The 20,785-nt window shown below is 65.2% G+C and carries 18 protein-coding genes; 10 read left to right on the top strand and 8 right to left on the bottom strand.

Annotated features, from left to right (window positions below; translation table 11 throughout):
- Positions 1-429 precede the first annotated feature (429 nt).
- The 3 genes from J7I12_RS05070 to greA form a co-directional block, all read right to left on the bottom strand.
- Positions 430-1,341, bottom strand: coding sequence for a D-alanyl-D-alanine carboxypeptidase family protein (locus J7I12_RS05070; protein ID WP_118230410.1), 912 nt, complete (start codon positions 1,339-1,341; stop codon positions 430-432).
- Positions 1,334-2,437 carry an AI-2E family transporter gene (locus J7I12_RS05065; protein ID WP_118230409.1) on the bottom strand — a complete coding sequence of 368 codons (1,104 nt, stop codon included), beginning with the start codon at positions 2,435-2,437 and terminating at the stop codon, positions 1,334-1,336. Before J7I12_RS05065 ends, J7I12_RS05070 begins: the two co-directional genes overlap by 8 nt.
- Positions 2,438-2,729: 292 nt before the next feature.
- Entirely contained in the window at positions 2,730-3,218 is a 489-nt protein-coding gene (gene greA, locus J7I12_RS05060) for a transcription elongation factor GreA (RefSeq protein WP_118230408.1), read from the bottom strand.
- 295 nt (positions 3,219-3,513) lie between these two features.
- Between greA and J7I12_RS05055 the strand changes: the two genes are divergently transcribed.
- A complete protein-coding gene (locus tag J7I12_RS05055; RefSeq protein WP_118230407.1) occupies positions 3,514-5,070 on the top strand; it encodes a putative bifunctional lysylphosphatidylglycerol flippase/synthetase in 1,557 nt (518 codons plus the stop codon).
- Positions 5,071-5,216: 146 nt separating this feature from the next.
- Here J7I12_RS05055 and J7I12_RS05050 read toward each other — a convergent pair whose 3' ends face one another.
- The 5 genes from J7I12_RS05050 to pyrR all read right to left on the bottom strand — a co-directional run bounded on the left by J7I12_RS05050 (position 5,217) and on the right by pyrR (position 9,041).
- Positions 5,217-6,110 (bottom strand): carbohydrate kinase family protein, encoded by an 894-nt coding sequence (locus tag J7I12_RS05050; RefSeq protein WP_130957799.1) that lies wholly within the window; start codon positions 6,108-6,110, stop codon positions 5,217-5,219.
- 15 nt (positions 6,111-6,125) lie between these two features.
- Complete coding sequence (locus tag J7I12_RS05045) at positions 6,126-6,818, bottom strand: putative Se/S carrier protein (RefSeq protein ID WP_130957800.1); 693 nt, start codon at positions 6,816-6,818, stop codon at positions 6,126-6,128.
- 96 nt (positions 6,819-6,914) lie between these two features.
- Complete coding sequence (locus tag J7I12_RS05040; RefSeq protein WP_130957801.1) at positions 6,915-7,142, bottom strand: sulfurtransferase TusA family protein; 228 nt, start codon at positions 7,140-7,142, stop codon at positions 6,915-6,917.
- Positions 7,142-8,236 carry a YedE family putative selenium transporter gene (gene yedE, locus J7I12_RS05035; protein WP_130957802.1) on the bottom strand — a complete coding sequence of 365 codons (1,095 nt, stop codon included), beginning with the start codon at positions 8,234-8,236 and terminating at the stop codon, positions 7,142-7,144. The genes J7I12_RS05040 and yedE overlap by 1 nt, the downstream gene beginning before the upstream one ends.
- 265 nt (positions 8,237-8,501) lie before the next feature.
- Complete coding sequence (gene pyrR / locus J7I12_RS05030) at positions 8,502-9,041, bottom strand: bifunctional pyr operon transcriptional regulator/uracil phosphoribosyltransferase PyrR (RefSeq protein WP_118230405.1); 540 nt, start codon at positions 9,039-9,041, stop codon at positions 8,502-8,504.
- Positions 9,042-9,215: 174 nt separating this feature from the next.
- Here pyrR and J7I12_RS05025 point away from each other — a divergent pair, with 174 nt between their 5' ends.
- The 9 genes from J7I12_RS05025 (at position 9,216) to glyS (ending at position 20,629) form a co-directional block, all read left to right on the top strand.
- Complete coding sequence (locus J7I12_RS05025; protein ID WP_207287303.1) at positions 9,216-9,533, top strand: IscA/HesB family protein; 318 nt, start codon at positions 9,216-9,218, stop codon at positions 9,531-9,533.
- Positions 9,534-9,644: 111 nt separating this feature from the next.
- A complete protein-coding gene (locus J7I12_RS05020) occupies positions 9,645-9,962 on the top strand; it encodes an IscA/HesB family protein (RefSeq protein ID WP_118230403.1) in 318 nt (105 codons plus the stop codon).
- Between the two features lie 87 nt (positions 9,963-10,049).
- Positions 10,050-13,493 (top strand): transcription-repair coupling factor, encoded by a 3,444-nt coding sequence (gene mfd / locus J7I12_RS05015; RefSeq protein WP_118230402.1) that lies wholly within the window; start codon positions 10,050-10,052, stop codon positions 13,491-13,493.
- 25 nt (positions 13,494-13,518) lie between these two features.
- Positions 13,519-14,520, top strand: a complete 1,002-nt coding sequence (locus tag J7I12_RS05010) for a peptidylprolyl isomerase (protein WP_130957803.1) — start codon at positions 13,519-13,521, stop codon at positions 14,518-14,520.
- Between the two features lie 245 nt (positions 14,521-14,765).
- A complete protein-coding gene (locus J7I12_RS05005; protein WP_242621169.1) occupies positions 14,766-15,701 on the top strand; it encodes a peptidylprolyl isomerase in 936 nt (311 codons plus the stop codon).
- Positions 15,702-15,785: 84 nt separating this feature from the next.
- Complete coding sequence (locus tag J7I12_RS05000) at positions 15,786-16,841, top strand: helix-turn-helix domain-containing protein (protein WP_130957804.1); 1,056 nt, start codon at positions 15,786-15,788, stop codon at positions 16,839-16,841.
- Positions 16,838-17,590, top strand: a complete 753-nt coding sequence (gene recO / locus J7I12_RS04995) for a DNA repair protein RecO (RefSeq protein ID WP_118230398.1) — start codon at positions 16,838-16,840, stop codon at positions 17,588-17,590. Before J7I12_RS05000 ends, recO begins: the two co-directional genes overlap by 4 nt.
- A 63-nt stretch (positions 17,591-17,653) precedes the next feature.
- On the top strand, positions 17,654-18,532 hold the full coding sequence (gene glyQ / locus J7I12_RS04990; protein WP_118230397.1) for a glycine--tRNA ligase subunit alpha: 879 nt from the start codon (positions 17,654-17,656) through the stop codon (positions 18,530-18,532).
- Between the two features lie 3 nt (positions 18,533-18,535).
- The gene (gene glyS, locus J7I12_RS04985; protein WP_130957805.1) at positions 18,536-20,629 is read left to right on the top strand and encodes a glycine--tRNA ligase subunit beta; all 2,094 of its coding nucleotides are present in this window, start codon (positions 18,536-18,538) and stop codon (positions 20,627-20,629) included.
- Positions 20,630-20,785 lie beyond the last annotated feature (156 nt).

Below are 20,785 nucleotides of genomic sequence, written 5' to 3'. Positions count from 1 at the left end.
CCTTCCCCCTACGCCTTCCATCCTTCAAAAACCTTTTCTCTTCTTTTTTCTTCGGGAATTTTTTCTTTTTAGAGCAGTTTACGAATGAAATGAGCTAACTGCCCTGCAAGGATTTTCTTGAAAATCCTTGCCACGAAATGCGAGAAGGCAGGCTTTTGCCTGCCGTAAGCGAGCATTTCAAGTGTTAAATACTCTAGAATACGCGCGGAATGGGCCCGGCTGGAGGAATGCCGTCGGCGAGAAGACGGCTTGCGCCAGCCGGTTACGGGTGGTGAAAGCGGGCTTTTGGCTATGGAGATTGCCGCGAAACAAGCGTGAGCTTCTGCGGCCTGCCGTGGGGGGAGGAAGCTGCGCCGGGTGGGCAGGGCAGCGCGCCCCGCGCATACGGCTGCTGGGGCGGGGTGCGCAGGGGGCAGGCCCCTGGCGGGGTTACCGCCTGCCCAGGGCTTTTTTTACGGCCTTGGGCGAGCCGGGCGCACGAAAGCCGGCCTCCACCAGGCGGCGGGCCGCGCCGTCGCGGGCGTTGCGGCTGCTGCCGCCCAGCACCACGGCCAACAGGCGGGTTTTGCCTCGCTGGGCAGTGACAATAAGGTTGTAGCCCGAGGCCACGGTCCAGCCGGTCTTGAGGCCGTTGACGCCCGCCACCGTGCCCAGCAGGGCGTTAGTGTTGCGCATGGTGCGGCCCCGGTGAGTGAAAAAGCGCGTACGGTGAAAGACCTGGGCCGAAGGGTGGCTGCGCAAGTAGGCGCGGGTCAGGGCTGCCATGTCGCGGGCCGTGGTTTTTTGCCCGGCTGCCGGCAGACCCGTGGGGTTTTTGAAGACCGTGCGGCGCATGCCCAGGGCGCGGGTCTTGGCATTCATGGCCCGGACAAACTGGCGTTGATTGCCCCCCACGCGCAGGGCCAGGGCCGTGGCGGCGTCGTTGCCTGACGCAACGGCCGCGCCGGTCAGCAACTGGCTGACGCTCACCCGTTCGCCCGTGCGCAGATGCATGGAGGAACCGCCTACCTTGGCTACGCCGGGACGGATGCGGATTATTTCCTGCAGGCGGAGTTTTTTGGCCTGCACGGCGTCCAGGGTCAGATACATGGTCATGACCTTGGTGAGAGAAGCCGGGGGGATGGCCGCGTCCGCATTTTTGGCAAAGAGCACCTTGCCCGTGTTCATATTGATGAGTATGGCCGAGCGCACGCCGCCCAGGGCGGCCAGCGCCGCCGGGGCCAGGACCAGTTGCAGCGCCAGCAGCAGAAGGAGCAGCGCCGGCAGACGCGGGGCCAGTTTTGTCGGGCGTTGGCGCGCGCCCGCGCCGTTATTGTGAAGAGGGCGGTGCGTATTAGCCATGCTGGTAGATGCGGTTGCCTTCTTCTACCGCCTGCATGGCAAAGGCCAGCAGCACGGGGCCGGCGATGAGCCCCACGGGGCCAAAACTGGCCAGGCCGCAGAGAATGGCAATGATCAACACAAAAAACGGCGCGTTGATGCCCTGCCGCAAAAACAGGGGCCGCAGCACATTGTCCACGCCGGCCACAGCCAACATGCCCCAAAGGGCCAGGCCCACGGCGGCCATGGTTTTGCCCGTAAACCAGAGCGAAAGGCAGAGCGGCAGCCAGACCAGGGCCGTGCCCACCATGGGGATGGGGGCCACCAGAGTGGCCAGCATGCCCCAGAAGGCGGGCTGCTTGACCCCGGCCACGCTGAAGCCGATGCCGCAAAGCACTCCCTGGGCCAGAGCCACCAGGACAATGCCCAGCATGATGGCGCGCAAAGCCTTGTGGATGGTGAGGGTAAAGCGCCGCAGCATGGCCTGGGGGATGCGAAAGATGCGCGCGCTGATTTTGCGGAGATGCCCGGCGTAGACCGTGAACAGAATGGTGAGGGTGACAAAAAGAAAGCTGGTCCACAGCACGCTCATGGTGCCGCCCAGCACGTCCACCCCCCTGGTCAGCAGGGTGCTGATGGCGTCGCCCAGAAAGGCGTCCACCTTCTGCAGAAATTCGTTGATGAGGCGCTCCACCCGCGGATACTCCGAAAGGCTCATGCGCCAGTCCTGCAGGGTGGCCACCCATTCCGGCGGGAGCTGAAAGTTGTTGGCCTGCAATTCTTTCAGACGGCTGAAGCCCGCGGCGGCCTGGGGCGTGACCAGCAGGGCCAGGGTGGCGATGGGGGTGATAAGAGCGGCCAGAATCATGGCAATATAGCCGCCCAGGGGGGCTTGGCGCGTCAGGCCGCGCAGCAGCCGTTGCCGCCGGGTAAGGGGGCGGCTGCGTTCCAGGCGCTGCCGCCAGATGCGGCCTTTGCGGCACAGGTGGCGGTATTGGGGCAAGGTGAGGCAGGAAAGACAAGCCGCCATAAAAATGGTGACGGGCGTATGCCAGAGCAGCAAATACCAGGCCAGGGCGGCCAGAATATAGAGCAGACGCGGCAGCGTCGGGTTCATAAATGCGCCTTGGGTTGCAGGGGCAAGGGTTGGCATGGCGACGGATGGCGTGGCCGTGGGGCGGGCGACACGGCCGCCGGCTGCCCCTTGAGGGAGCAGCCTAGCAAACCGGGGCGGGTTCTGCCAAGCCCTATGCTTCTTCCCGGCGCGTTTTGGAGCGCGTAAAAAACCCGTCCGCCTCCGGCAAAGCGGGAAAGCGGACGGGAAAGAAGCGGCGGAACCCCGTTGCGTGTTGCGGGGACGGGGACGGCTGCGGCAACTGCGGCATGGGGGCCGAGGTGTGCGCGGGGTTTTACTTGAGTACCGCGCTGCCCTGAAAGCGGACGCCGGTTACCTCATAGGTGACGCGGCCACGCGGGATATCCACGGTAACTTCGTCACCCTCCTCGCGGCCCAGCAGGGCCTGGCCTACGGGAGAGAGGAAGGAGATGGAGCCCTTGGCGGGATCCGCTTCGTCGGGGCCGAGAATGGTGAAGGTGCGCGCCTCGCCGCTGTCCACATCCTCCACGTCCACGGTGGCGCCAAAGACCACCCGGTCACCGGTGAGCTTGTCCAGGTCAATGACATGGTACAGAGCCAGGCGGGATTCGATATATTTGATGCGCGCTTCGGCCATGCCCTGGCGTTCGCGCGCGGCGTCGTACCCCGCGTTTTCGCGCAGGTCGCCCTCCTCGCGGGCTTCCTTGATGGCCTGAATGATGGCCGGACGTTCGCTTTTGAGGCGGGCCAGCTCTTCTTCCAGCCTTTTGTAGCCTTGCACGGAAATAGGGATACTCGTCATTGTCATGTCAAACCTCGCAAGCGCAAAAAAAGCGCCGCTGCCCAAGCAGCGGAGCGAGCGCTAAAAAAATTTTGGTCTTTTGGGGGAAAATCGGGACGGTCGGCAACGACCGCAGCCGCGCTCACCGGCCCGCAAACCGGGAGCGGCACCGTAACCGTTTTTTTACCCTACGCTTCAGAGGCAAAAGGGTCAAGCCCTGAGTCCGGCTTGCACTCTTGCGCGGCAACGGCACTGCGTATATGCTGAACAAACAGCCTTTCTTCGCCCCGGTGCGCATAACCCAAACTCGGCAGCCATGAAAAAATACCTGCGCTATCTCGGACCCGTGCTGGTGACCGCCATTTTTCTGCTGGCCGTCTATCTGCTTTACCACAAACTTAAAAGTTACAGCATGGCCGAAATCCGCGCCAGCATCGACCAGATCTCCGCGGCGCGCATGGGGGCTTCGTTGCTGCTCATGGCGGTCAACTACATGATTCTGGTGGGCTATGACTGGCTGGCCCTCAAGGCCATCCATAAAACCCTTCCCTTGCCGCGGGTGGCCCTGGTTTCTTTTGTGGGCCAGGCCGTGAGCTACAATTTCGGCGCGCTGCTGGGCGGCACCAGCGTGCGTTTCCGGTTTTATTCGGCCTGGGGGTTTTCGCTGGCGGAGATCGTGCGCCTGGTGCTCATGCTGGCCGTCACTTTCTGGGTGGGCGTACTGGGGCTGTGCGGCGTCATCTTTATGGTGGCCCCGCCGGTTATTCCCGGCGAGCTGCTGGCCAAAATGCCCCTGCAGGACATCCGTATTCTGGGTGTGGGGCTTACGCTCATAGCCTGTTCTTATCTGGCGCTCTGCTGCGTGGTGCGTAAACCAGTGCACATCTTCGGCAAGGAATTTGTCTTCCCCGCGCCGCGCATCGCCTTTGCTCAGGCCCTGGTGGCCTGGGTGGACATCATTGCTGCAGCCGGCTGCATGTATGTGCTGCTGCCCGGTCACATGAACATCAGTTTCCTGGATTTTCTGCCCAGTTATCTGCTGGCCCAGGTGGCTGTGGTGCTCACGCACATTCCCGGCGGCGTGGGGGTGTTTGAGCTGGTTATCCTGCATCTGACCCACACCGCGCACGAGCAGACGGTTTTTGCGGCGGTGCTGCTGTTCCGCCTGATCTACTTCATTCTGCCTCTGCTGGCCGCCGCCTTGCTGCTGGCCGTGTACGAGGTGCGCCAGCGGCGCAACATGCTGCGCGAGGCCGGGCGCTGGCTTTCAGTGCTTTCGCACTCCATTTCGGCCTATATGGTCTTTACGGCCGGGGCCATTTTGCTGGCCTCGGCCCTGCTGCCGCCGGGGCGGCACATCCTGCATATGGTGCGGGAGCTCATCCCCTACCAGGTGGTGGCTGTGGGGCATTTTGTCACCGCTGTGAGCGGCGGGGCGCTGCTGTTCATTTCTTACGGGCTGGAACGGCGGCAGGCCAGGGCTTTTCAACTGGCGGCGCTCTTTCTGGGGTTGGGGCTTGTGGGGTCGCTGCTCAACGGTTTTTCCTGGATCACGGCGCTGATGGTGTCCCTGGTGTTCTGCACGGTCTGCCTGGCGCGGCGGCGGTTTTACCGGTCGTCGTTTTTTTGGGAGGAGCCCATCCCCGCCTTCTGGCTGGCCGGAGCTCTGGGGGTGCTGGGATTGGCTGCGGCCGTGGCCTGGGCGCTCTACCACCCCTCGTTGAACAAGGCCGCACAGTGGGGTTTTGACCGGCCCCACATGGCTGCCCAGACGCTTTATGCCTTTGGCGGCGTGGCTGTCGGGTTGGTGGCTTCCTGGCTGTGGCGGGCGGCTCTGCGCCAGCGCAAGCGGCGGCGAGAGCGCAGGCGCTGAAAGCACGGCGGCAGGCGTTCCCCTGCGCCTGGCAACGCTACCCCATCAGCCGCATACCCCAGAGGCACAGCACAACCTGCTCCTCATCTCTTCTGCATCCCGGCCGGGGTACGCCTTCTGCGTCCCCTGGCGGAGAAAAAAGTTTTTTAAAGTTTTCCTTCCTCCACAAGCAAATCTTTCTCCCTTACCAGCATCTCCGGCAGCCGCGCCAGCAGCTGGCCGATCTGGAAGCCAGGGTCCGGGGCGCAGTCCTGGGCCAGCAGCCGCGCTGCGCGTGCGGCGGCCAGGCTGGCCCGGCAGATGGGCAGCCCGCCGCAGAGAAAGGCCGTAACCAGGCCTGTGACCAGGTCGCCCGTGCCGCCGATGCATTCCATGGCCTCCACCGAGGGCGTATCCACCGTGGCCGCCAGCATGCCGTTGCAGACGATGTGGTCCGTGCGGCCCTTGACGATGAGGTTGGGCGGGCAGTTGCCGTGGGCCTGGGCGCGGCGCATCAGTGCGGGCAGGTCTTTTTCTTCCGCCAGCAGAAAACCACGCGTGTAGAAGGGGTGGGGCGCGGTTTCGTCGGCCAGAAAGGCCAGTTCGCCCAGGTCCGGGGTGAACAGGTCGTAGGCGTCGGCGTAGCCGCTCATCTTGGCCACATACATATAGCCCGCGTCGGCCGCCAGCAGGGGGCGGACGGGCAGGGCGCTGATGGCCAGCAGCAGCCGGTTGTGCCAGTCCACGTCGGGGAAGAGGTAGTGAAAGGTGAGCCCACGTGGGGCCAGGGCGGGCAAACAATCTTCAAGATGGGCATAGACGGCGCGGCTGCCCGCGCCCGATCCCGTGTCTCCGGCCAGGAGCAGGCGCGGCGGGGGAAAGTTCAGGGCGGCGCAGGCCAGCAGGGCCGTGGCCGCCAGGGCGGGGGTGCCGCGCTGCACCGGTGTGCGGAAGCCGTCGGGAAGGATCAGGAAGCCGTCCCGCACCGCCGAGGGCGCGTCCAGGCCCGCCGTGAGCAGCGGGGCCGCGGCGTCCGGCAGGGTTCCCACAATACACCACATGGTTTCCTCCGTTTTTCAGGCGACAGGGCGGCTGGCAGGCTGGTCCGCAGTCTGCTGGGGCGTGCCGTCCGGTTGCCGCGTCCCCGTGTGGGGCGCGGCCATGACGGTCCTGAGTTCGTCAAAGGCCTTTTGCAGGCTGTAGCAGCACAGGGTCTGCCCCAGGCTCAGGGGGGCCGGGGCAGTCTGCAGGTCGCGGCCACAGAGCTGACTGGCCAGCCAGGGCACGTCCGGGCAGCCGCCGCCTGAGATATTGACAATACGGCCCGTGGCGCTGTCCAGAGTGATTTTCATGTTGGCCGCACGCACCATAATCCAGCGGCCATTGATGCGGCGGGTCTGAAACAGGGACACGGGTTCCAGAAGCACATCGTGGGCGCTGACCGCGCGCAGGGGCGTGAGCCCCGCTTCGTGCAGTACGGTCAGGGCGCGGGCCTGAAGCAGCAGGGGAAAGACCACCACCATGTCGCAGCCCGTACGCAGTTCCGGGGGCGGGCCCTTGACCTCCACCTTCAGCCCGGCGGCCCGCAGAAGGCGTTCGGCCCGGATGACCTCTCCGGTATGCTCAAAAACCAGCAGACCACGGTCGTCGCAGCCCTGGCGGCCGTTTCCGGCGGGAGCGGTCGCCGGCGAACGCGCGCCCAAGGACGCGCTGGGCAGGCGACCGCGCAGAAGGGAAAGCGCCTTGCGCACGGGAGAAAAAACAGACATGTCGGCCTCCGTGGCAATCCCTCCGGCGGGCCATGACGCCGATTCCGGCGGCAAAAGGCCCGCGCGGAGGGATTGCCGGGGATAGGGGAAAGCAGATCAGGCCTTATGGATTTCCAGCAAGGTCACGCCTGCCCCCTTGTCCGCGGCGTCTGCGGCGTCCACCACAAAGCCGCGGTTGCGCGCGGCGCGGCTGACGTTTTCGCGGCTGGCGTCGTTATCCACCAGCACGCTGAAGGGGCCGTCGCCGTTCCGCTTGGCGGCGGTGAGAAACAGAAGCACGGGTTGGGGGCAGGAAAGCCCGCGGGTGTCGATGACTTGCGACATTACGCACCTCGCTTGCAGTTGGCGAATCCGATGCAGAGACAGATGCCCAGGCCTGCCAGGGTGGCGGCCATGCCGTGGGGGCCTATGCCGGCAGGGCTGGAGGCCAGACCGAAGTTGTGGGCCACGGCCGTGCCCACCAGCAGGCCCAGGGCAAAGACGGCGGCGTCGTTGTCGCCTTCGCCGGCCATGAAGAGCTGTCGTCCGGGGCAGCCGCCGGCCAGGGCAAAGGCCAGCCCGGCGGTGGCCATGCCGAGGAAGTTCCAGAGATCGTTGGGCTGGGCCACGGGTTGATTCTCAAAACCCCAGTGGAAGGATCCGAAGCCCAGGTTGAGGACCAGGGCGGCGGCCAGCATGGCCAGAAAGCCCAGGGCCAGGTGCCATTGGTTGAAGAGCAGCACGTCGCGCAAAGCGCCCATGGTGCAGAAGCGGCTGCGCTGGGCCGCAAAGCCCACGGCCAGGCCGGCGCAGAGCGAGAGGATGAAGGGCGCGTGCTGTGCGCCGGGGCCTTTGAGAGAGTAGAACAGAACGCCGCTCTGGCCCTGGCCGCTTACTTGCGGGTCGGCCAGGGCCAGGGCCGTGAGCCCCAGCATGATGGCGGGCAGAACCAGGCCGGAGATGGCGTTCTGGCTTTGGCTGCGGCCCAGGGAAAAGCCCTTGCGGAAGAAGAGCGTGCCCACGCCCACACCGACGATGAGCCCGGCCAGGCCGAACAGGGCGTGCGCGTCGCCGCCGGCCAGGCGCAGGATGACGCGCCAGGGGCAGCCCAGAAAGACCAGCGCGCCTATGCCTGCCACAGCGCCCAGCAAAAAGCGGGTGATGGGGGCGGAACCGCCGCGCGGCTTGTATTCGCCGAAAAGCAGGGCCGCACCAAAGGCCCCCAGAACCATGCCCATGATTTCGGGCCGCAGGTACTGCACCACGGCCGCCCGGTGCAGGCCTATGGCGCCGGCGATATCGCGGTTGAAGCAGACCACGCAGATGCCCATGTTGCCAGGGTTGCCGGCCTGCTGCAGCAGCACAGCCAGCACGCCGAACAGCAGCCCTGTAACCACAATGCCTGTGGTGGTGGCAAAAATGTTGGAGCCCGTTCTCATTGCTTTCTCCTTGGTAAGGGTTAGGCCAAGGCTGTCCGGCGGGCGGTTGCGTCCGGCGGACAAAAGGCGTTGCCGGCCCTTGCGGGCCGCGAACGCGGACGGAGAAAACGGGTCGGGAAGGAGGCTAGGACAAAAAGACGGGCCCGAAACCGCATGGCCGTCCGCATACGCTCCACGACGTGAAGCCTAGGTTGCTGCGTCAGGTTTTGCGTTTGGGCATGTGAGGTTCCTTGCGTTGTCGAAAAGTGGCGACGAAATGTAAAAATCAGTCGCCGGGGGCGATCAGGCTTACGGCGTCCTGGCCGTCACGTTCGGTCAGCAGCACGTCCACGTGTTCCTGACGGCTGGTGTTGACCGTGCGGCCTACATAGTCCGCCTGGATGGGTAGCTCACGGTGGCCGCGGTCCACCAGCACCAGCAGTTCCACGGCGCTGGGGCGGCCGTAGTCCAGGAGGGCCTCCAGGGCGGCCCGGATAGTGCGTCCGGTAAAAAGTACGTCGTCCACCAGGATGACCACGCGGCCGTCCACATCTTCGGGGATGCAGGACCGGCCGATGTGGGGCTTGCCTTCAAGGCTTGTCCAGTCGTCGCGGTAGAGATTGATGTCCAGAGTGCCCAGGGGCACGGGGCGGCCCAGGCCGTGCCCCAGAAGGGCGGCCAGGCGGCGGGCCAGGTCTGCGCCCCGGCGTTCAATGCCCACCAGCATGACCTGGTCGCAGTGGGCGTGGCGTTCCCGCACCTGCGAAGCCAGGCGGTCCAGAATGCGGGCGATTTCCTGTTGGTCCAGCAAGGGGATGGTGGGCATGGTTCCTCCGGATATGCCCCCGCAGGCTACGTCATTTTCAGCCCGAAGGAAAGCCCCTGCCGGGCAAAAGGCCGCCGGGCGGCGGCAGGCGGGGGGCGGTGGCGGGCTTTTCACAGATTGACAAGCCCTGCCCTTGAACTTAGTTACAAAGACACCAGAAACATGGAGGACGTAATGATCGAACTGAGTGAAAGCGCCCGCAAGGAGCTCGACGCCTTCTTCGCGGACAAAAAAAAGGATCCCATTCGGGTCTATATGACCGCCGGCTGAGGCGGGCCGCGCTTGGCACTGGCTCTGGACGAGCCTAATGATCAGGATCAAACCGAAGAACAGGCCGGCTACACTTTTTGTGTCAATAAAACCTTGTTGGACCAGATTCAGGGCGTGAAAATCGACCTGACCTACATGGGCTTTGCTGTGGACCCCGCAGTTCCCTTCGCCTCTGACGGCGCAAGCAGCTGCGGCAGCTGCGGCGGCGGTTGCGGCAGTTAGGACAAAAGGCAACCGACGCCTTGCGCGGCGCGGAAGGGTTCCACTGGCAGAGCATCGCCGGAAAAGTTTTTCGGTGGCGTATGCCTCCATTATACCCACATGGGAGGAACCATGCTTGACTTGAGTGAAAGCGCCCGCAAGGAACTGGAAGCCTTTTTTGCGGACAAGGAAAAAAGCCCCATTCGCGTTTATCTCGCCCCTGGCGGCTGCGGTGGGCCGCATCTGGCTCTGGCCCTGGACGCCGCGGGCGACGAGGATCAAAGCGAAGAGCAGGGCGGCTTTACCTTCTGCATCAACAAAGACCTTCTGGCTCAGGTGGAGGGCGTCAGCATTGATCTGACCTACGCGGGCTTCACGGTGGAGCCCAAAAATCCCCTGCCCAACACGGGCGGCGGATGCAGCGGCTGCTCCGGCGGCTGCGGCGCGTAGTCGGCCCTCGATTCGGAACACCCATATACTCACGGGGGCGGCCTCAGGGCCGCCTTTGTGTGTCCTTCCTCCAGCAAACAGGCAGCGATGGAGAATCTCAGCGCACTGCTTTCGTCCGGCAACCGGCAGATATATCTGGAGCGCAGCGGTCTGGCTACCCGCTGCCGTCTGGCCTGCGCCGCTGTGGCTGCGGGCCGCAGCGCCGTGCTGGTGGCCCGCGACAGGGAAGAATACGCCGCCGCGCGCGGCCTGCTGACCCTGTTCAGTCCAGAACTTTCGCTGGCCGACCCCCCGCCGGAACGCCCGGTGTGGGAAAGCCCCTGCCTGGGGCTGCCTACGCCGCATCAGTGGCAGGACGCCGCCGCCTGGACCGCGCGCCTGCCCGTGTTCTACGCCCTGACCCAACAGCGCCCCCGCTGTCTGGTCTGCGGGGTGGAAAGCCTGCTGCTGCGCTATATGAGCGTGGGCTTTTTTGCCGCACGCAGTCTGGATCTGCAGCGGGGCGGCGAGCTCGCGCCCGAAATGGTGCTGGACCAGGCCGCCGATTGGGGCTACGGGCGCGTGTCCATGGTCACCCGGCCCGGCGATATGGCCCGGCGCGGCGATATTCTGGATATTTTTCCCGTGGGCTACGCCCGGCCCGTGCGTCTGGAGTTTTTTGGCGACACGCTGGAGGACATGCGCCTGTTTGACGCTGAAAGCCAGCGCTCTCTGCGCGATCTGGAGTGCCTGACTCTGCTGCCCGCCAGCCCCCTGGCCCTGGACGCGGCAGGCTTGGCCGCCGCACGGGAGCGCTGCGACCGTCTGTTTGCCGAAGGCCGCATCGGCGAAAACGAATGTTATTCCTTCAAGAAGGCCCTGGATGCGGGCGGGGCCGGGCTGCTGCCCGGTTGTCTGGACCCATCCCCCAGCCTGCTGGAGGACTGGCTGCCCGACGACTGCCTCTGGCTTTTGCCCGGCGAGGCCGACAGCGCGGATCTTGTGCGCGACGGCCGCGCCACCCTCAAAGAAAAACTGGAGGCGGAAAGCGCCCCCCTGCCGCAGCCCGCGAGCCTGGCCCTGCGCAAGGCCGCGCTGCCCGCACCGTGGAACGCCCGGCAGCGTGTCTATGCCGAGCCCCTGGTCATGGGCGTGGAGGGGCGTGGGCTGGATTTTGCCGAGCGCGCGCTGCACGGCTTTACCGATCTTTTCCCTCTGCCCGGCGCGCAGGACCGCCCATGGCAGCACTTGGCCGCTGGTCTCAAGGAATGGAGCGGGCAGCGGCGCCAGGTGGTGCTGAGCTTTGCCAGTGAACGGGGCCGGAATAAATTTCTCAAGCTGGCGGCGCAGGAGGGCATTGTCCCGGCCCTGCGCTACGCGCCGGAACAGCACGGCCTGTTCGCCTTGGTGTCCCCTTTCCGCGGCGGGGCGGAACTGGGCTGGGACAACAGCCTGGTGCTGGGCGAAAACATCCTCTACCCCAAGGCCGAAAAGACCCCCCGCGTGGCCTCCCGCGCCTTTAAGGGGCTGGACAGCTTTGACGACCTGCGCCCCGGAGATTTGCTGGTGCACAAGGAATACGGCATCGGCCGTTTTGCCGGGCTGCACCACCTGGATCTCAACGCGGCGGCCAATGACTTCATCCTGGTGGAGTATTCCGGGCGGGACAAGCTCTATGTGCCCGTAGACCGTCTTGGCCTGCTGCAGCGCTTCAAGGGGACCGAGGGCGCGGAGCCGCCCCTGGACCGCCTGGGCGGTGCGGGCTGGACGGCCGGACGTGAAAAGGCCCGCAAGGCCATTGAAAAAATTGCCGCCGACCTGGTGGAAATGTACGCCTACCGCAAGGTGACCAAGGGCTTTCGTTATGATCCCCCCGGCGACCTCTACCATGAGTTTGAAGCCACCTTTGGCTTTGAGGAAACGCCGGATCAGGCCCGTGCCATTCAGGAAGTGCTGGAGGATATGGACCGGCCCCGGCCCATGGACCGGCTGGTCTGCGGCGACGTGGGCTTCGGCAAAACCGAAGTGGCCTTGCGCGCCGCCTTCCGCGCCGCCTCCGAGGGACGGCAGGTGGCCCTGCTCTGTCCCACCACGGTACTGGCCGAGCAGCACTACCAGACCTTCCGGGCGCGTCTGGCGGGCTTTCCCGTCAATGTGGGCCTGCTCAGCCGTTTTGTGCCGCGTCCCCGGCAGAAGGAGGTGCTGCGCGCCGCCGCCGCCGGACAGGTCGACATCCTCATCGGCACCCACCGCATCCTTTCCAGCGACGTGCGGCTGCCCAACCTGACCCTGCTCATCCTGGACGAGGAGCAGCGTTTCGGCGTGCGTCACAAAGAAAAACTCAAGGCCCTCAAAAAAAACGTGGATGTGCTCACCCTTACGGCTACGCCCATCCCACGCACCCTGCAGCTCTCCATGTCCGGCATTCGGGAGCTTTCCATCATTGAAACGGCACCTCAGGACCGCAAGCCCGTGGCTTCGGCCGTGCTGCGGCGCGACGAGGCCACCCTGCGCCAGGTGCTGGAGCGCGAAATAGCGCGCGAGGGGCAGGTCTTTTGGGTTTACAACCGGGTGCAGGGGCTGGAGCGTGTGGCCCAGTACGTGCGCGGGCTGGTCCCCGCAGCCCGCGTGGGCATGGCCCACGGCCAGATGTCCGAAACCGAACTGGAAAACACCATGCACCAGTTCTGGCACGGCGAGCTGGACGTGCTGGTCTGCACCTCCATTGTGGAATCCGGGCTGGATTTCCCTCGCGCCAATACCTTGGTGGTGGATCAGGCCCAGATGTTCGGCCTGGGGCAGCTTTACCAGTTGCGCGGCCGCGTGGGGCGCAGCGACCGGCAGGCTTACGCCTACTTTGTGGTGCCCGACGCCGAGCGCCTTACCGCCGTGGCTGAGGAGCGCTTGCGCATTATTCTGGATATGGACTACCTGGGCGCGGGCTTTCAGGTGGCCATGGAGGACTTGCGTCTGCGCGGGGCGGGCAATATTCTGGGCGAGGTGCAGTCCGGGCACATGTGCCGGGTGGGGCTGGACCTGTATCTGGAAATGCTGGAGGAGGCCGTGGCGCGCCTCAAGGGCACGCCCGAAGCCCTGGTGGGCGAAACCGAGCTGACCTTGGGCCTGCCTGCGCACATCCCCGCCACATATATTGAAGACGGGCGCGAGCGTCTGCGCTGCTACAAAACCCTGACTGCAGCCGTGGGCGGCGCGGCCCGGGAAGAGGCGGCCCTGGCCATCCGCGACCGTTTCGGCCCCTTCCCCCCTGAATTGCGAAATTTCCTGGCCGTGCTGGATTTCAAACAGTTTCTGACGGAACTGCAGGTGCAGAAGGCTGATGTCTACAGCGACCATGTGCGGCTGATCTGGCCTGAAGGACAGACCGCCGCCCGGCCGGAAGGTCTGGTAGCCTTGGCCGCCCGCACACCGGGGGCGCGCCTGCTGCCCCCGGCGGGCCTGCATCTGCCGCTGCCCCCGGATGTGGACGTGCCCCGGGGGCTGGACAGCCTGCGCGCGGCTTTGACCGGCGTGCGCGCCGCCCCGGCGGCCTGACTGCCGCCAGTCTGTGGGAGGAACCATGATTGCCGACCCCGCTGTGGCGCGCCGTACACGCCGTGCAGGATTCCTGCTGGCGGCGTTCTGCCTGTGTCTGGCTCTGGCCGGCTGCCTGGAGGCGCGGCTGCCCGAGGGCGTGGTGGCCACCGTCAACGGTGAGCCCATTTTTTTGCGCGGCCTGCAGGCCTTGCTGGACAGCCGTTCCGCGACCCTGGGGGTTCTGCGGCGCCCCTCGCTGGAAGACATGCGCCGCCGCTATGGCGAAGGTCTGGGCTCGCTTATCGTCTGCGCCCTGGTGCGGCAGGATCTGCAGCGTCGCCAGCTGGCTGTGAGTCCTGAAGCTCTGGAGGCGGCCATTGACGCCGTACGACGGGACTACGGCGGCAAAGAGGCCCTGGACCGTTATCTGGCCGACGAGGCTCTGGATGCGGAGCAGTGGCGGGCCCTCATGCGCGACCACCTTTCGCTGGTGCAGTTTGAAAAACTGGTGCTGGAGCCGGATATCCGGGTGGGGTTGGAAGAAATTCGGGCCTATTATCAAGCGCATGGGGCGGATTTTCAGCTGCCCTCGCTGCTGGCGGTCTGCCTGGTCAGCGCCGATGAGCGGGCGGCAGTGGAAGGCTTTTGCCGGGCCTTGCCCCGGCTGCCCGGCAGGGAAGAGGAAGGCGCGCCTTATCAGTGCCTGGAGGTCCGTTCTGAGGACCTGCCCGCGGTCTGGCGCAAGGCCGTGGCCGATCTGGCCCCGGGCCAGTGCGCTCCGCCCCGGAAGGAGGAAGGCGCCTGGCGCTCTGTGGCGCTTATGGCGCGCAAGCCTGCCGCGCGTATGGATCTGGCCGAAGCCTATCCGCTGGTTGAGCGGGAACTGCGCGAAGAAAAGCTGGACGCCGCCTTTCTCCGTTGGCTCGAAGCCGCCTTGGCCACGGCCCGCATTCGGGTAGCCCCGGATCTCAAAACGGACCTTGTGACGCCGCCTTCGGCCCGGAAAAACGGGGAAGAAGAAAGCGGCGCGGAGCAGGTGCCGTAGGGCCGCCCGTTGCATCCGGCGGCGATTTGGGCTAAAAACGGCTAGATTTGGCTGCCCCGGAAAGTTGCCGGGTGTTGCCGCCAGGGGCGCTCTTATCCTGAACGCGCTGGCAGCGGCATGAGCAGGCGCCCGCCGCAAAGGCGCAGGCGCAATTTATTTGCGTCGGCAGGCCGCCGAAGCGGGCGTGCTGTAAACTTTGAGAAGATATGTCCTCAAAGGTAATCTGCTCCAAGGGAGAATACATCGTGAAAAAAACACTTGTTCTGCTGCTGGTTGCCTGGCTTGCGGTTGCGGGCGTGGCCCGGGCCGCCCAGCTCAACAAGGTGGCGGCCGTGGTCAACGGGCAGGTCATCACCATGTTTGACCTGCAGAAGAACGCACTGCCGGACCTGGCCCGCGCCAGACTCAATCCCAATGATCCCAAACAAGCCAAGGCCGTGGATGCTGTGCTGCATAAGGTGCTGGATCTGATGATCATGGACATCCTTATCGCGCAGGAGGCCAAGCGCCTTAAGGTCAGTGTTTCGCCGGCCGAAGTGGACAAAGAAATTGCCAAAATAATGCAGGCCAACCATCTGACAAAAGAGCAGTTCGAGCAGCAGTTGGCCCGGCAGAAAGGCAGTGTGGCCGACCTGCGCGCCAATATTGAAAAAGGTCTGCTGCGTCAGAAAATCATGGGTATGGAGGTGGGCCGCAAGGTAGTGGTCACCCCGGATGAGATTCAGGCCTATTATGAAGCCCATAAGGACACCATGTACGACCGTTCTGGTCTGCACATGGGCGTTCTGGTCTATCCGCCCAACGTCAATGCTGCATCCATAGCCACCCAGATCAAATCCGGCGCGCTTTCATTTGAAGAGGCCGCCCGCAAATATTCCATCGCGCCCAACAAAGACAAGGGCGGCGATATGGGCCTTGTGGAATGGGAACGGCTTAATCCCGAATGGGAAGCCCGCCTGACCAAGATGAAGCCCGGCGACGTAACAGATGTTTTCGATCTGCAGGGCCGCAAGGCCCAGGTGCATTTGTTCCGTCCCGGCGGCGGCGGGGCGCAGCTGCTTACTTTTGAACAGGCCAAACCCCAGATTGACGCTATTTTGCGCCAGCCCAAGGCTATGGAACGGTTTGAGGACTATTCCGCCCAGCTGCGCAACCGGGCCGTCATCGACATCCGGCTGTAACGGGCCGGGGCCCGGCGCGGGCGGACGCGCCGGGGCCTTTTAGCCGCGCCGGGGGCGGCGCGCATCCGCATACCGAGGCATGGCATGACCTTAGAGGAACTGGGCGCGGCCCTGCGCGCCGAACGCGAAAAGCGCGGCCTGAGCGTGGATGATGTGGCCGCGCATCTCAAAATCGGGGCGCGTCAGCTGCGCGCCCTGGAAGAAGGCGACACTGCGGGCCTGCCCCATCCGGCCTACGCCAAGGGCTTTATCCGTTCCTATGCCGCCTATGTCGGGCTGGCGGCCGAAGAAGTAGCCACAGCCCTCGTCGCCCTGAACAGCGATGCGGAAGCCGCACCGCCCCAGAGCGTTTACGAGCCGGAGCGCCTGCTTGCGCCTTCGCGTAACCTCAGGCCTTTTCTGGCCCTGGCGGCGGCGTTGGTGCTGCTGGCTGGTCTGGGCTGGCTGGCCTGGCGGCAGGGAGCGCTGGATTTTGTGACGTCCCAGACCCGCCGTCTGGCGCAGCCGGCTACAGAGGCCGAAGTGGTCCCCAGCCGGGAACGCGCCGTGCCCCTGTCCTCGGCCCAGTCTCCGCAGATGGTCGTAGAGCCTTCCGTGGCGGCGCCGGGCGCTTCTTCGTCCGCAGCGCCGTCCACTTCTGTGAGTCCGTCCGGAGCCCCCCGGCCTGGCGCAACAGACGTCGCTCCCGGCGGGCTTGCCGCCGGCGTTGCAGACAGCCAGTCCGTCGCTGTGCCCGGCGGGGCTTCCGGCAACGTCGGGGCCGGGGCCACTGTCCCCACGCCCGTGGGCACGCCCGGCTGGGGCGGGCAGCCCGCTGCAGCTGCAGTCCAGCCCGGCACAGCTCAGCCCGGCGCAGCGCAGCCTGGCGCAGCGCAGCCTGGCGAAGAGCAGAGCGGTCCGCATAAGGTCATCCTTACCGCGCTGGAAGAATGCTGGGTGCACTCCAATGCCGATAATACCGATACCCGCCAGTTTTCTTTACGCAAGGGTGATACCTTTGCCCTGACCTTCAGCAAGAGTCTGGAGCTCAAGCTGGGCAACGCCGGCGGCGTGCGCCTGCGCTACGATGGTCAGGATCAGCCCCCGGCCGGGCAGAGCGGCCAGGTGCGCACCCTCAAGTTTCCCCCGGCCCAGCCATGACCGAATGGGCCGACAGCGCGCTGGTGCTGCGTATGGGGCACTTTCGCGAGGCCGACCTCTGGCTGAAGATGCTCTGCCGCGGGCACGGGCTGCTGACCCTCTTTGCCTTCGGCGGCAGCCGCAGCCGACGACGCTTCTGCGGTTGTCTGGATGTGCTCAACAGCCTGCACTGCCGGGTCAGCGCCTCGCGGCGCGGCGATTTTCTCAATCTGGAAGAGGCCGTGCTTCTGGACGGACCGCAGACCCTGCGGCAGGACTGGCGGCGCATGGGCCTTGCGGCCAACTGTCTGCGCTTTGTGGAAGCGCTGGGCGTTACGGCCGAAGGCGCGGCCGGGGCCTATGCCCTGGTGGAGGATCTGCGCCGCACGCTGGAAAGCGCGCCGGCCTTGCCCGGTCTGTTCCCGCTGTTTTTCCGGCTGCGCCTGGCCGGAGTCATGGGCTTTGCGCCTAATCTGGAGAGCTGCGGTCAGTGTGGCGCGCCTCTGGAGGGGGGCGGACAGTTTGTGGTGGACGAAGGGCAGATGCGCTGCCCTGTCTGCCGCGCGGCGTCCGGACCGGCGCGTTACGGCGTGGAGCTGCGCCCAGCCGGGCTTGACCTTTTGCGGCATGTGCAGCAAGAATTGCCCTCCGGTTGGCGCGTGGACGCGCTGCCCGCCGAGGACCGGCGGGCCTGCGCCAGGGCCATCGACGGTTTTGTGCAGTACCACCTGGGGCTGGCCTGGGAAGAGGGCTTTTTTCGGCGCGTCTGAGGGCGCGATTCCCGTTCCCCCTGTTGCAGCGGGATCGGACCACGGCAGAACAAAGGACACGGCATGTACTTTCAGGACGTCATTCTGACCCTGCAATCTTACTGGGCCCGGCAGGGCTGCGTAGTGGAACAGCCTTCGGGCGTGGAGTGCGGCGCTGGCACCTTTAATCCCAACACTTTTTTGCGGGTTATCGGTCCGGAACCCTGGAGCGTGGCCTATGTGGAGCCTTCCCGTCGGCCCACGGACGGCCGCTACGGCGAAAATCCCAATCGTCTGCAGCGCTACTTCCAGTTTCAGGTGGTGCTCAAACCCTCGCCGGACAATGTGCAGGATCTTTACCTGGAAAGCCTCCACGCCCTGGGCATCAAGCCCGCGCAGCACGACATCCGCTTTGTGGAAGACGACTGGGAATCCCCCACCTTGGGGGCTTGGGGCCTGGGTTGGGAAGTCTGGCTCAACGGCATGGAGGTAAGCCAGTTCACCTACTTCCAGCAAGTGGGCGGCATCGACCTCAGCCCCGTGAGCGTGGAGCTGACCTACGGCCTGGAGCGTCTTGCCATGTATCTGCAGGGCGTGGAATCGGTTTACGATCTGGCCTGGAACAAGAATGTGACCTACGGCCATATCTACCACCAGAATGAAGTGGAGCAGTCCCGCCACAATTTCGAGGCCAGCGACGCCGCCATGCTGCTGCGGCATTTCAGCGATTTTGAAGGCCAGTGCAAAGCCATGCTGGAGCTGGGCTTGCCCCTGCCCGCCTATGACTACTGCCTGAAGTGCTCGCACACCTTCAACCTGCTGGACGCGCGCGGAGCCATTTCCATCACTGAACGCACGGGCTACATCGGCCGGGTGCGCGCCCTGGCGGCGGGCGTGGCCCGCGCCTATGCAGCGCAGCGCGAGGAACTGGGCTATCCCATGCTCAACAAGGATGCGAGGTAAGCCGTGGCCACTTTTGTGCTTGAAATCGGCAGTGAAGAGCTGCCTTCCCGTTTTTTGGCTCCGGAAGAGGCGGAGCTTGCCGCCCGTTTTACCGCCGCCATGGATGAAGCCGGTCTGGAATACGGCGCGCTTACGGTCATGAGCACTCCGCGCCGGGCCGTGGTGCTGGTGCAGGATCTTGCCCCGGTGCAGGCGCAGCGTGAGGAGGTTGTCACCGGCCCGCCCGCGCGCGCGGCCAGGGACAAGGACGGCAAGCCCACCAAGGCTCTGGAAGGCTTTGCCCGCAGCAACAACTGCGCCGTGGAGGACGTCTTTACCCTGCAGACCGAAAAGGGCGAATATGTGGCCGTGCGCAGGCAAAGCGGCGGGGCGCCCGCCGGAGAACTGCTGGCTGCCCTCTGCCCGGCCATTATCACGGCTTTGCCCTTTGGCAAGCGCATGCGCTGGGGGACATACAGCATGGCCTACGCCCGGCCTCTGCGTTGGGTTCTGGCCTTGCTGGACGACCAGGTGGTGCCCTTTGCCTTGGGGCCGCTGACCTCCGGGCGGGAAACCCACGGCCACCGCATCCACGGGCCCGGTCCCTTTGCCGTGGCCCACGCCAGGGATTTTTTGTCCGTGCTTGCCGGTCCCTGCGGCATCACGCTGGACCCGGCGGAGCGCCGCCGCGTCATTGTGGCGGGCGGCGAAGCCCAGGCTGCAGCAGTTCAGGGCAAGATTCTCTGGAAGGACAGCCTGCTGGACGAAGTGCAAGGCCTGACCGAGCATCCTGTGCCCCTGCTGGCGGATTTTGACCCCGCCTATCTGGAAGTGCCGCGCGAGGTGCTGCTCACCAGTATGGAGAGTCACCAGAAGAGCTTCGGCATTGAAGGCCCGGACGGAAAACTTTTGCCGTACTTTCTGACAGTGCTTAACCTCACGCCCGAAGACATGGGCTTGGTCAAGCGCGGCTGGGAACGCGTGCTGCGCGCCAGACTGGAAGACGCCCGCTTTTTCTGGCGCGCCGACCTGCGCGAGAGCTTTGAACACTGGCTGCAAAAACTGGACGCGGTCATCTTTATCGGCGGTCTGGGGAGCATGGGCGACAAGACCAGACGGCTGGAAGAGCTGTGCCGCTGGCTGGCCGGGGCCTGCGCGCCGCAGCTGGACGCAGCGGACGCGGCCAGGGCCGGGCGGCTTTCCAAGGCTGATCTGGTCAGCGCCATGGTGGGCGAGTTCGACACCCTGCAGGGCGTCATGGGCGGCATCTACGCCGCGCGCAAGGGCGAGAGCGCCACGGTGGCCGCCGCTCTGGGCGAGCAGTACCTGCCCGCCGGGCCAGATTCGCCCTTGCCGACCAGTCTGGCGGGGGCGCTGCTCTCGGTGGCGGACAAGGCGGATACCCTGGCTGGTTGCTTCGGTCTGGGCATGATTCCCACCGGCGCGGCAGACCCCAACGGTCTGCGGCGCTGCGCCTTGGGCATCATCCGCATTATGCTGGAATTCGGCCTCAGGCTGGACGCGCGTGAACTGTTTGCCAAGGCCCAGCAGCTGTACGGGGATCGGCAGTGGAAATTCCCGCCCCACGAGGTGCTGGACAAGCTCATGGACTTTTTCACCGCGCGGCTGCGCAACCATTTTATGAGCCAGGGGGTGGACACGCCCCTGGTGGACGCGGCCTTGGGCGCGGGCGCAACGGACGTGCGCGACTGTGGCGCGCGACTGGCGGCGCTGACGGCCTTCAGCCGGGAAGAGGGCTATGCGGCGGCAGTGCAGACCTTCAAGCGGGTAGCCAATATCCTGCGCAAGCAGGCCGCTGCCCAGGGAGAAGGCGTGCCGGACCACTGGGACCCATCCTTGTTGCGGGAAGCTCCGGAACAGGCCCTGGCCGCCACCCTGGAGACGCTGCTGCCGCGCCTGGATGCGCTGTGGGCTGCCGGTGACCACAAGGCCCTGCTGGACTGCTTGGGCGAAGTGCGCCCAGCGGTGGACGCCTTTTTTGACGGCGTCATGGTCATGGCTGAAGACGCAGATCTGCGCCGCAACCGTCTGGCCATGCTGCGGGCCTTGGGTTCCCGCTTTGCCCGGCTGGCGGATTTTGCCGCCCTGCAGCAGTAGGCACTTGATGCGGCGTCCTTCTGACGGCTGCGCAGGCAAGCGTCTCCCAAGGGGGCTGGCCTTGCTTCTCTGCCCAGGCGGCGGCCGTCGTCCTGTTTCTCTGGAGGACGCGAGTCTTTCAGGGAGGCCGCTTCCGGGCAGTGGCAGGGCGTTGGC

This window comes from Desulfovibrio diazotrophicus (assembly GCF_902498985.2).
Lineage (GTDB): Bacteria > Desulfobacterota > Desulfovibrionia > Desulfovibrionales > Desulfovibrionaceae > Desulfovibrio > Desulfovibrio legallii.
This window is presented reverse-complemented; position numbering and strand designations above follow the sequence as displayed.

What these genes read in the sequence shown, in the direction of transcription:
- recO (WP_118230398.1), top strand. Translation starts at nt 16,838, where the DNA reads ATGACCGAATGGGCCGACAGCGCGCTGGTGCTGCGTATGGGGCACTTT.
- J7I12_RS05010 (WP_130957803.1), top strand. Translation starts at nt 13,519, where the DNA reads ATGATTGCCGACCCCGCTGTGGCGCGCCGTACACGCCGTGCAGGATTC.
- J7I12_RS05055 (WP_118230407.1), top strand. Translation starts at nt 3,514, where the DNA reads ATGAAAAAATACCTGCGCTATCTCGGACCCGTGCTGGTGACCGCCATT.
- glyQ (WP_118230397.1), top strand. Translation starts at nt 17,654, where the DNA reads ATGTACTTTCAGGACGTCATTCTGACCCTGCAATCTTACTGGGCCCGG.
- greA (WP_118230408.1), bottom strand. Translation starts at nt 3,218, where the DNA reads ATGACGAGTATCCCTATTTCCGTGCAAGGCTACAAAAGGCTGGAAGAA.
- J7I12_RS05065 (WP_118230409.1), bottom strand. Translation starts at nt 2,437, where the DNA reads ATGAACCCGACGCTGCCGCGTCTGCTCTATATTCTGGCCGCCCTGGCC.
- J7I12_RS05040 (WP_130957801.1), bottom strand. Translation starts at nt 7,142, where the DNA reads ATGTCGCAAGTCATCGACACCCGCGGGCTTTCCTGCCCCCAACCCGTG.
- J7I12_RS05020 (WP_118230403.1), top strand. Translation starts at nt 9,645, where the DNA reads ATGCTTGACTTGAGTGAAAGCGCCCGCAAGGAACTGGAAGCCTTTTTT.
- yedE (WP_130957802.1), bottom strand. Translation starts at nt 8,236, where the DNA reads ATGAGAACGGGCTCCAACATTTTTGCCACCACCACAGGCATTGTGGTT.
- J7I12_RS05000 (WP_130957804.1), top strand. Translation starts at nt 15,786, where the DNA reads ATGACCTTAGAGGAACTGGGCGCGGCCCTGCGCGCCGAACGCGAAAAG.
- pyrR (WP_118230405.1), bottom strand. Translation starts at nt 9,041, where the DNA reads ATGCCCACCATCCCCTTGCTGGACCAACAGGAAATCGCCCGCATTCTG.
- J7I12_RS05070 (WP_118230410.1), bottom strand. Translation starts at nt 1,341, where the DNA reads ATGGCTAATACGCACCGCCCTCTTCACAATAACGGCGCGGGCGCGCGC.
- mfd (WP_118230402.1), top strand. Translation starts at nt 10,050, where the DNA reads ATGGAGAATCTCAGCGCACTGCTTTCGTCCGGCAACCGGCAGATATAT.
- J7I12_RS05045 (WP_130957800.1), bottom strand. Translation starts at nt 6,818, where the DNA reads ATGTCTGTTTTTTCTCCCGTGCGCAAGGCGCTTTCCCTTCTGCGCGGT.
- J7I12_RS05050 (WP_130957799.1), bottom strand. Translation starts at nt 6,110, where the DNA reads ATGTGGTGTATTGTGGGAACCCTGCCGGACGCCGCGGCCCCGCTGCTC.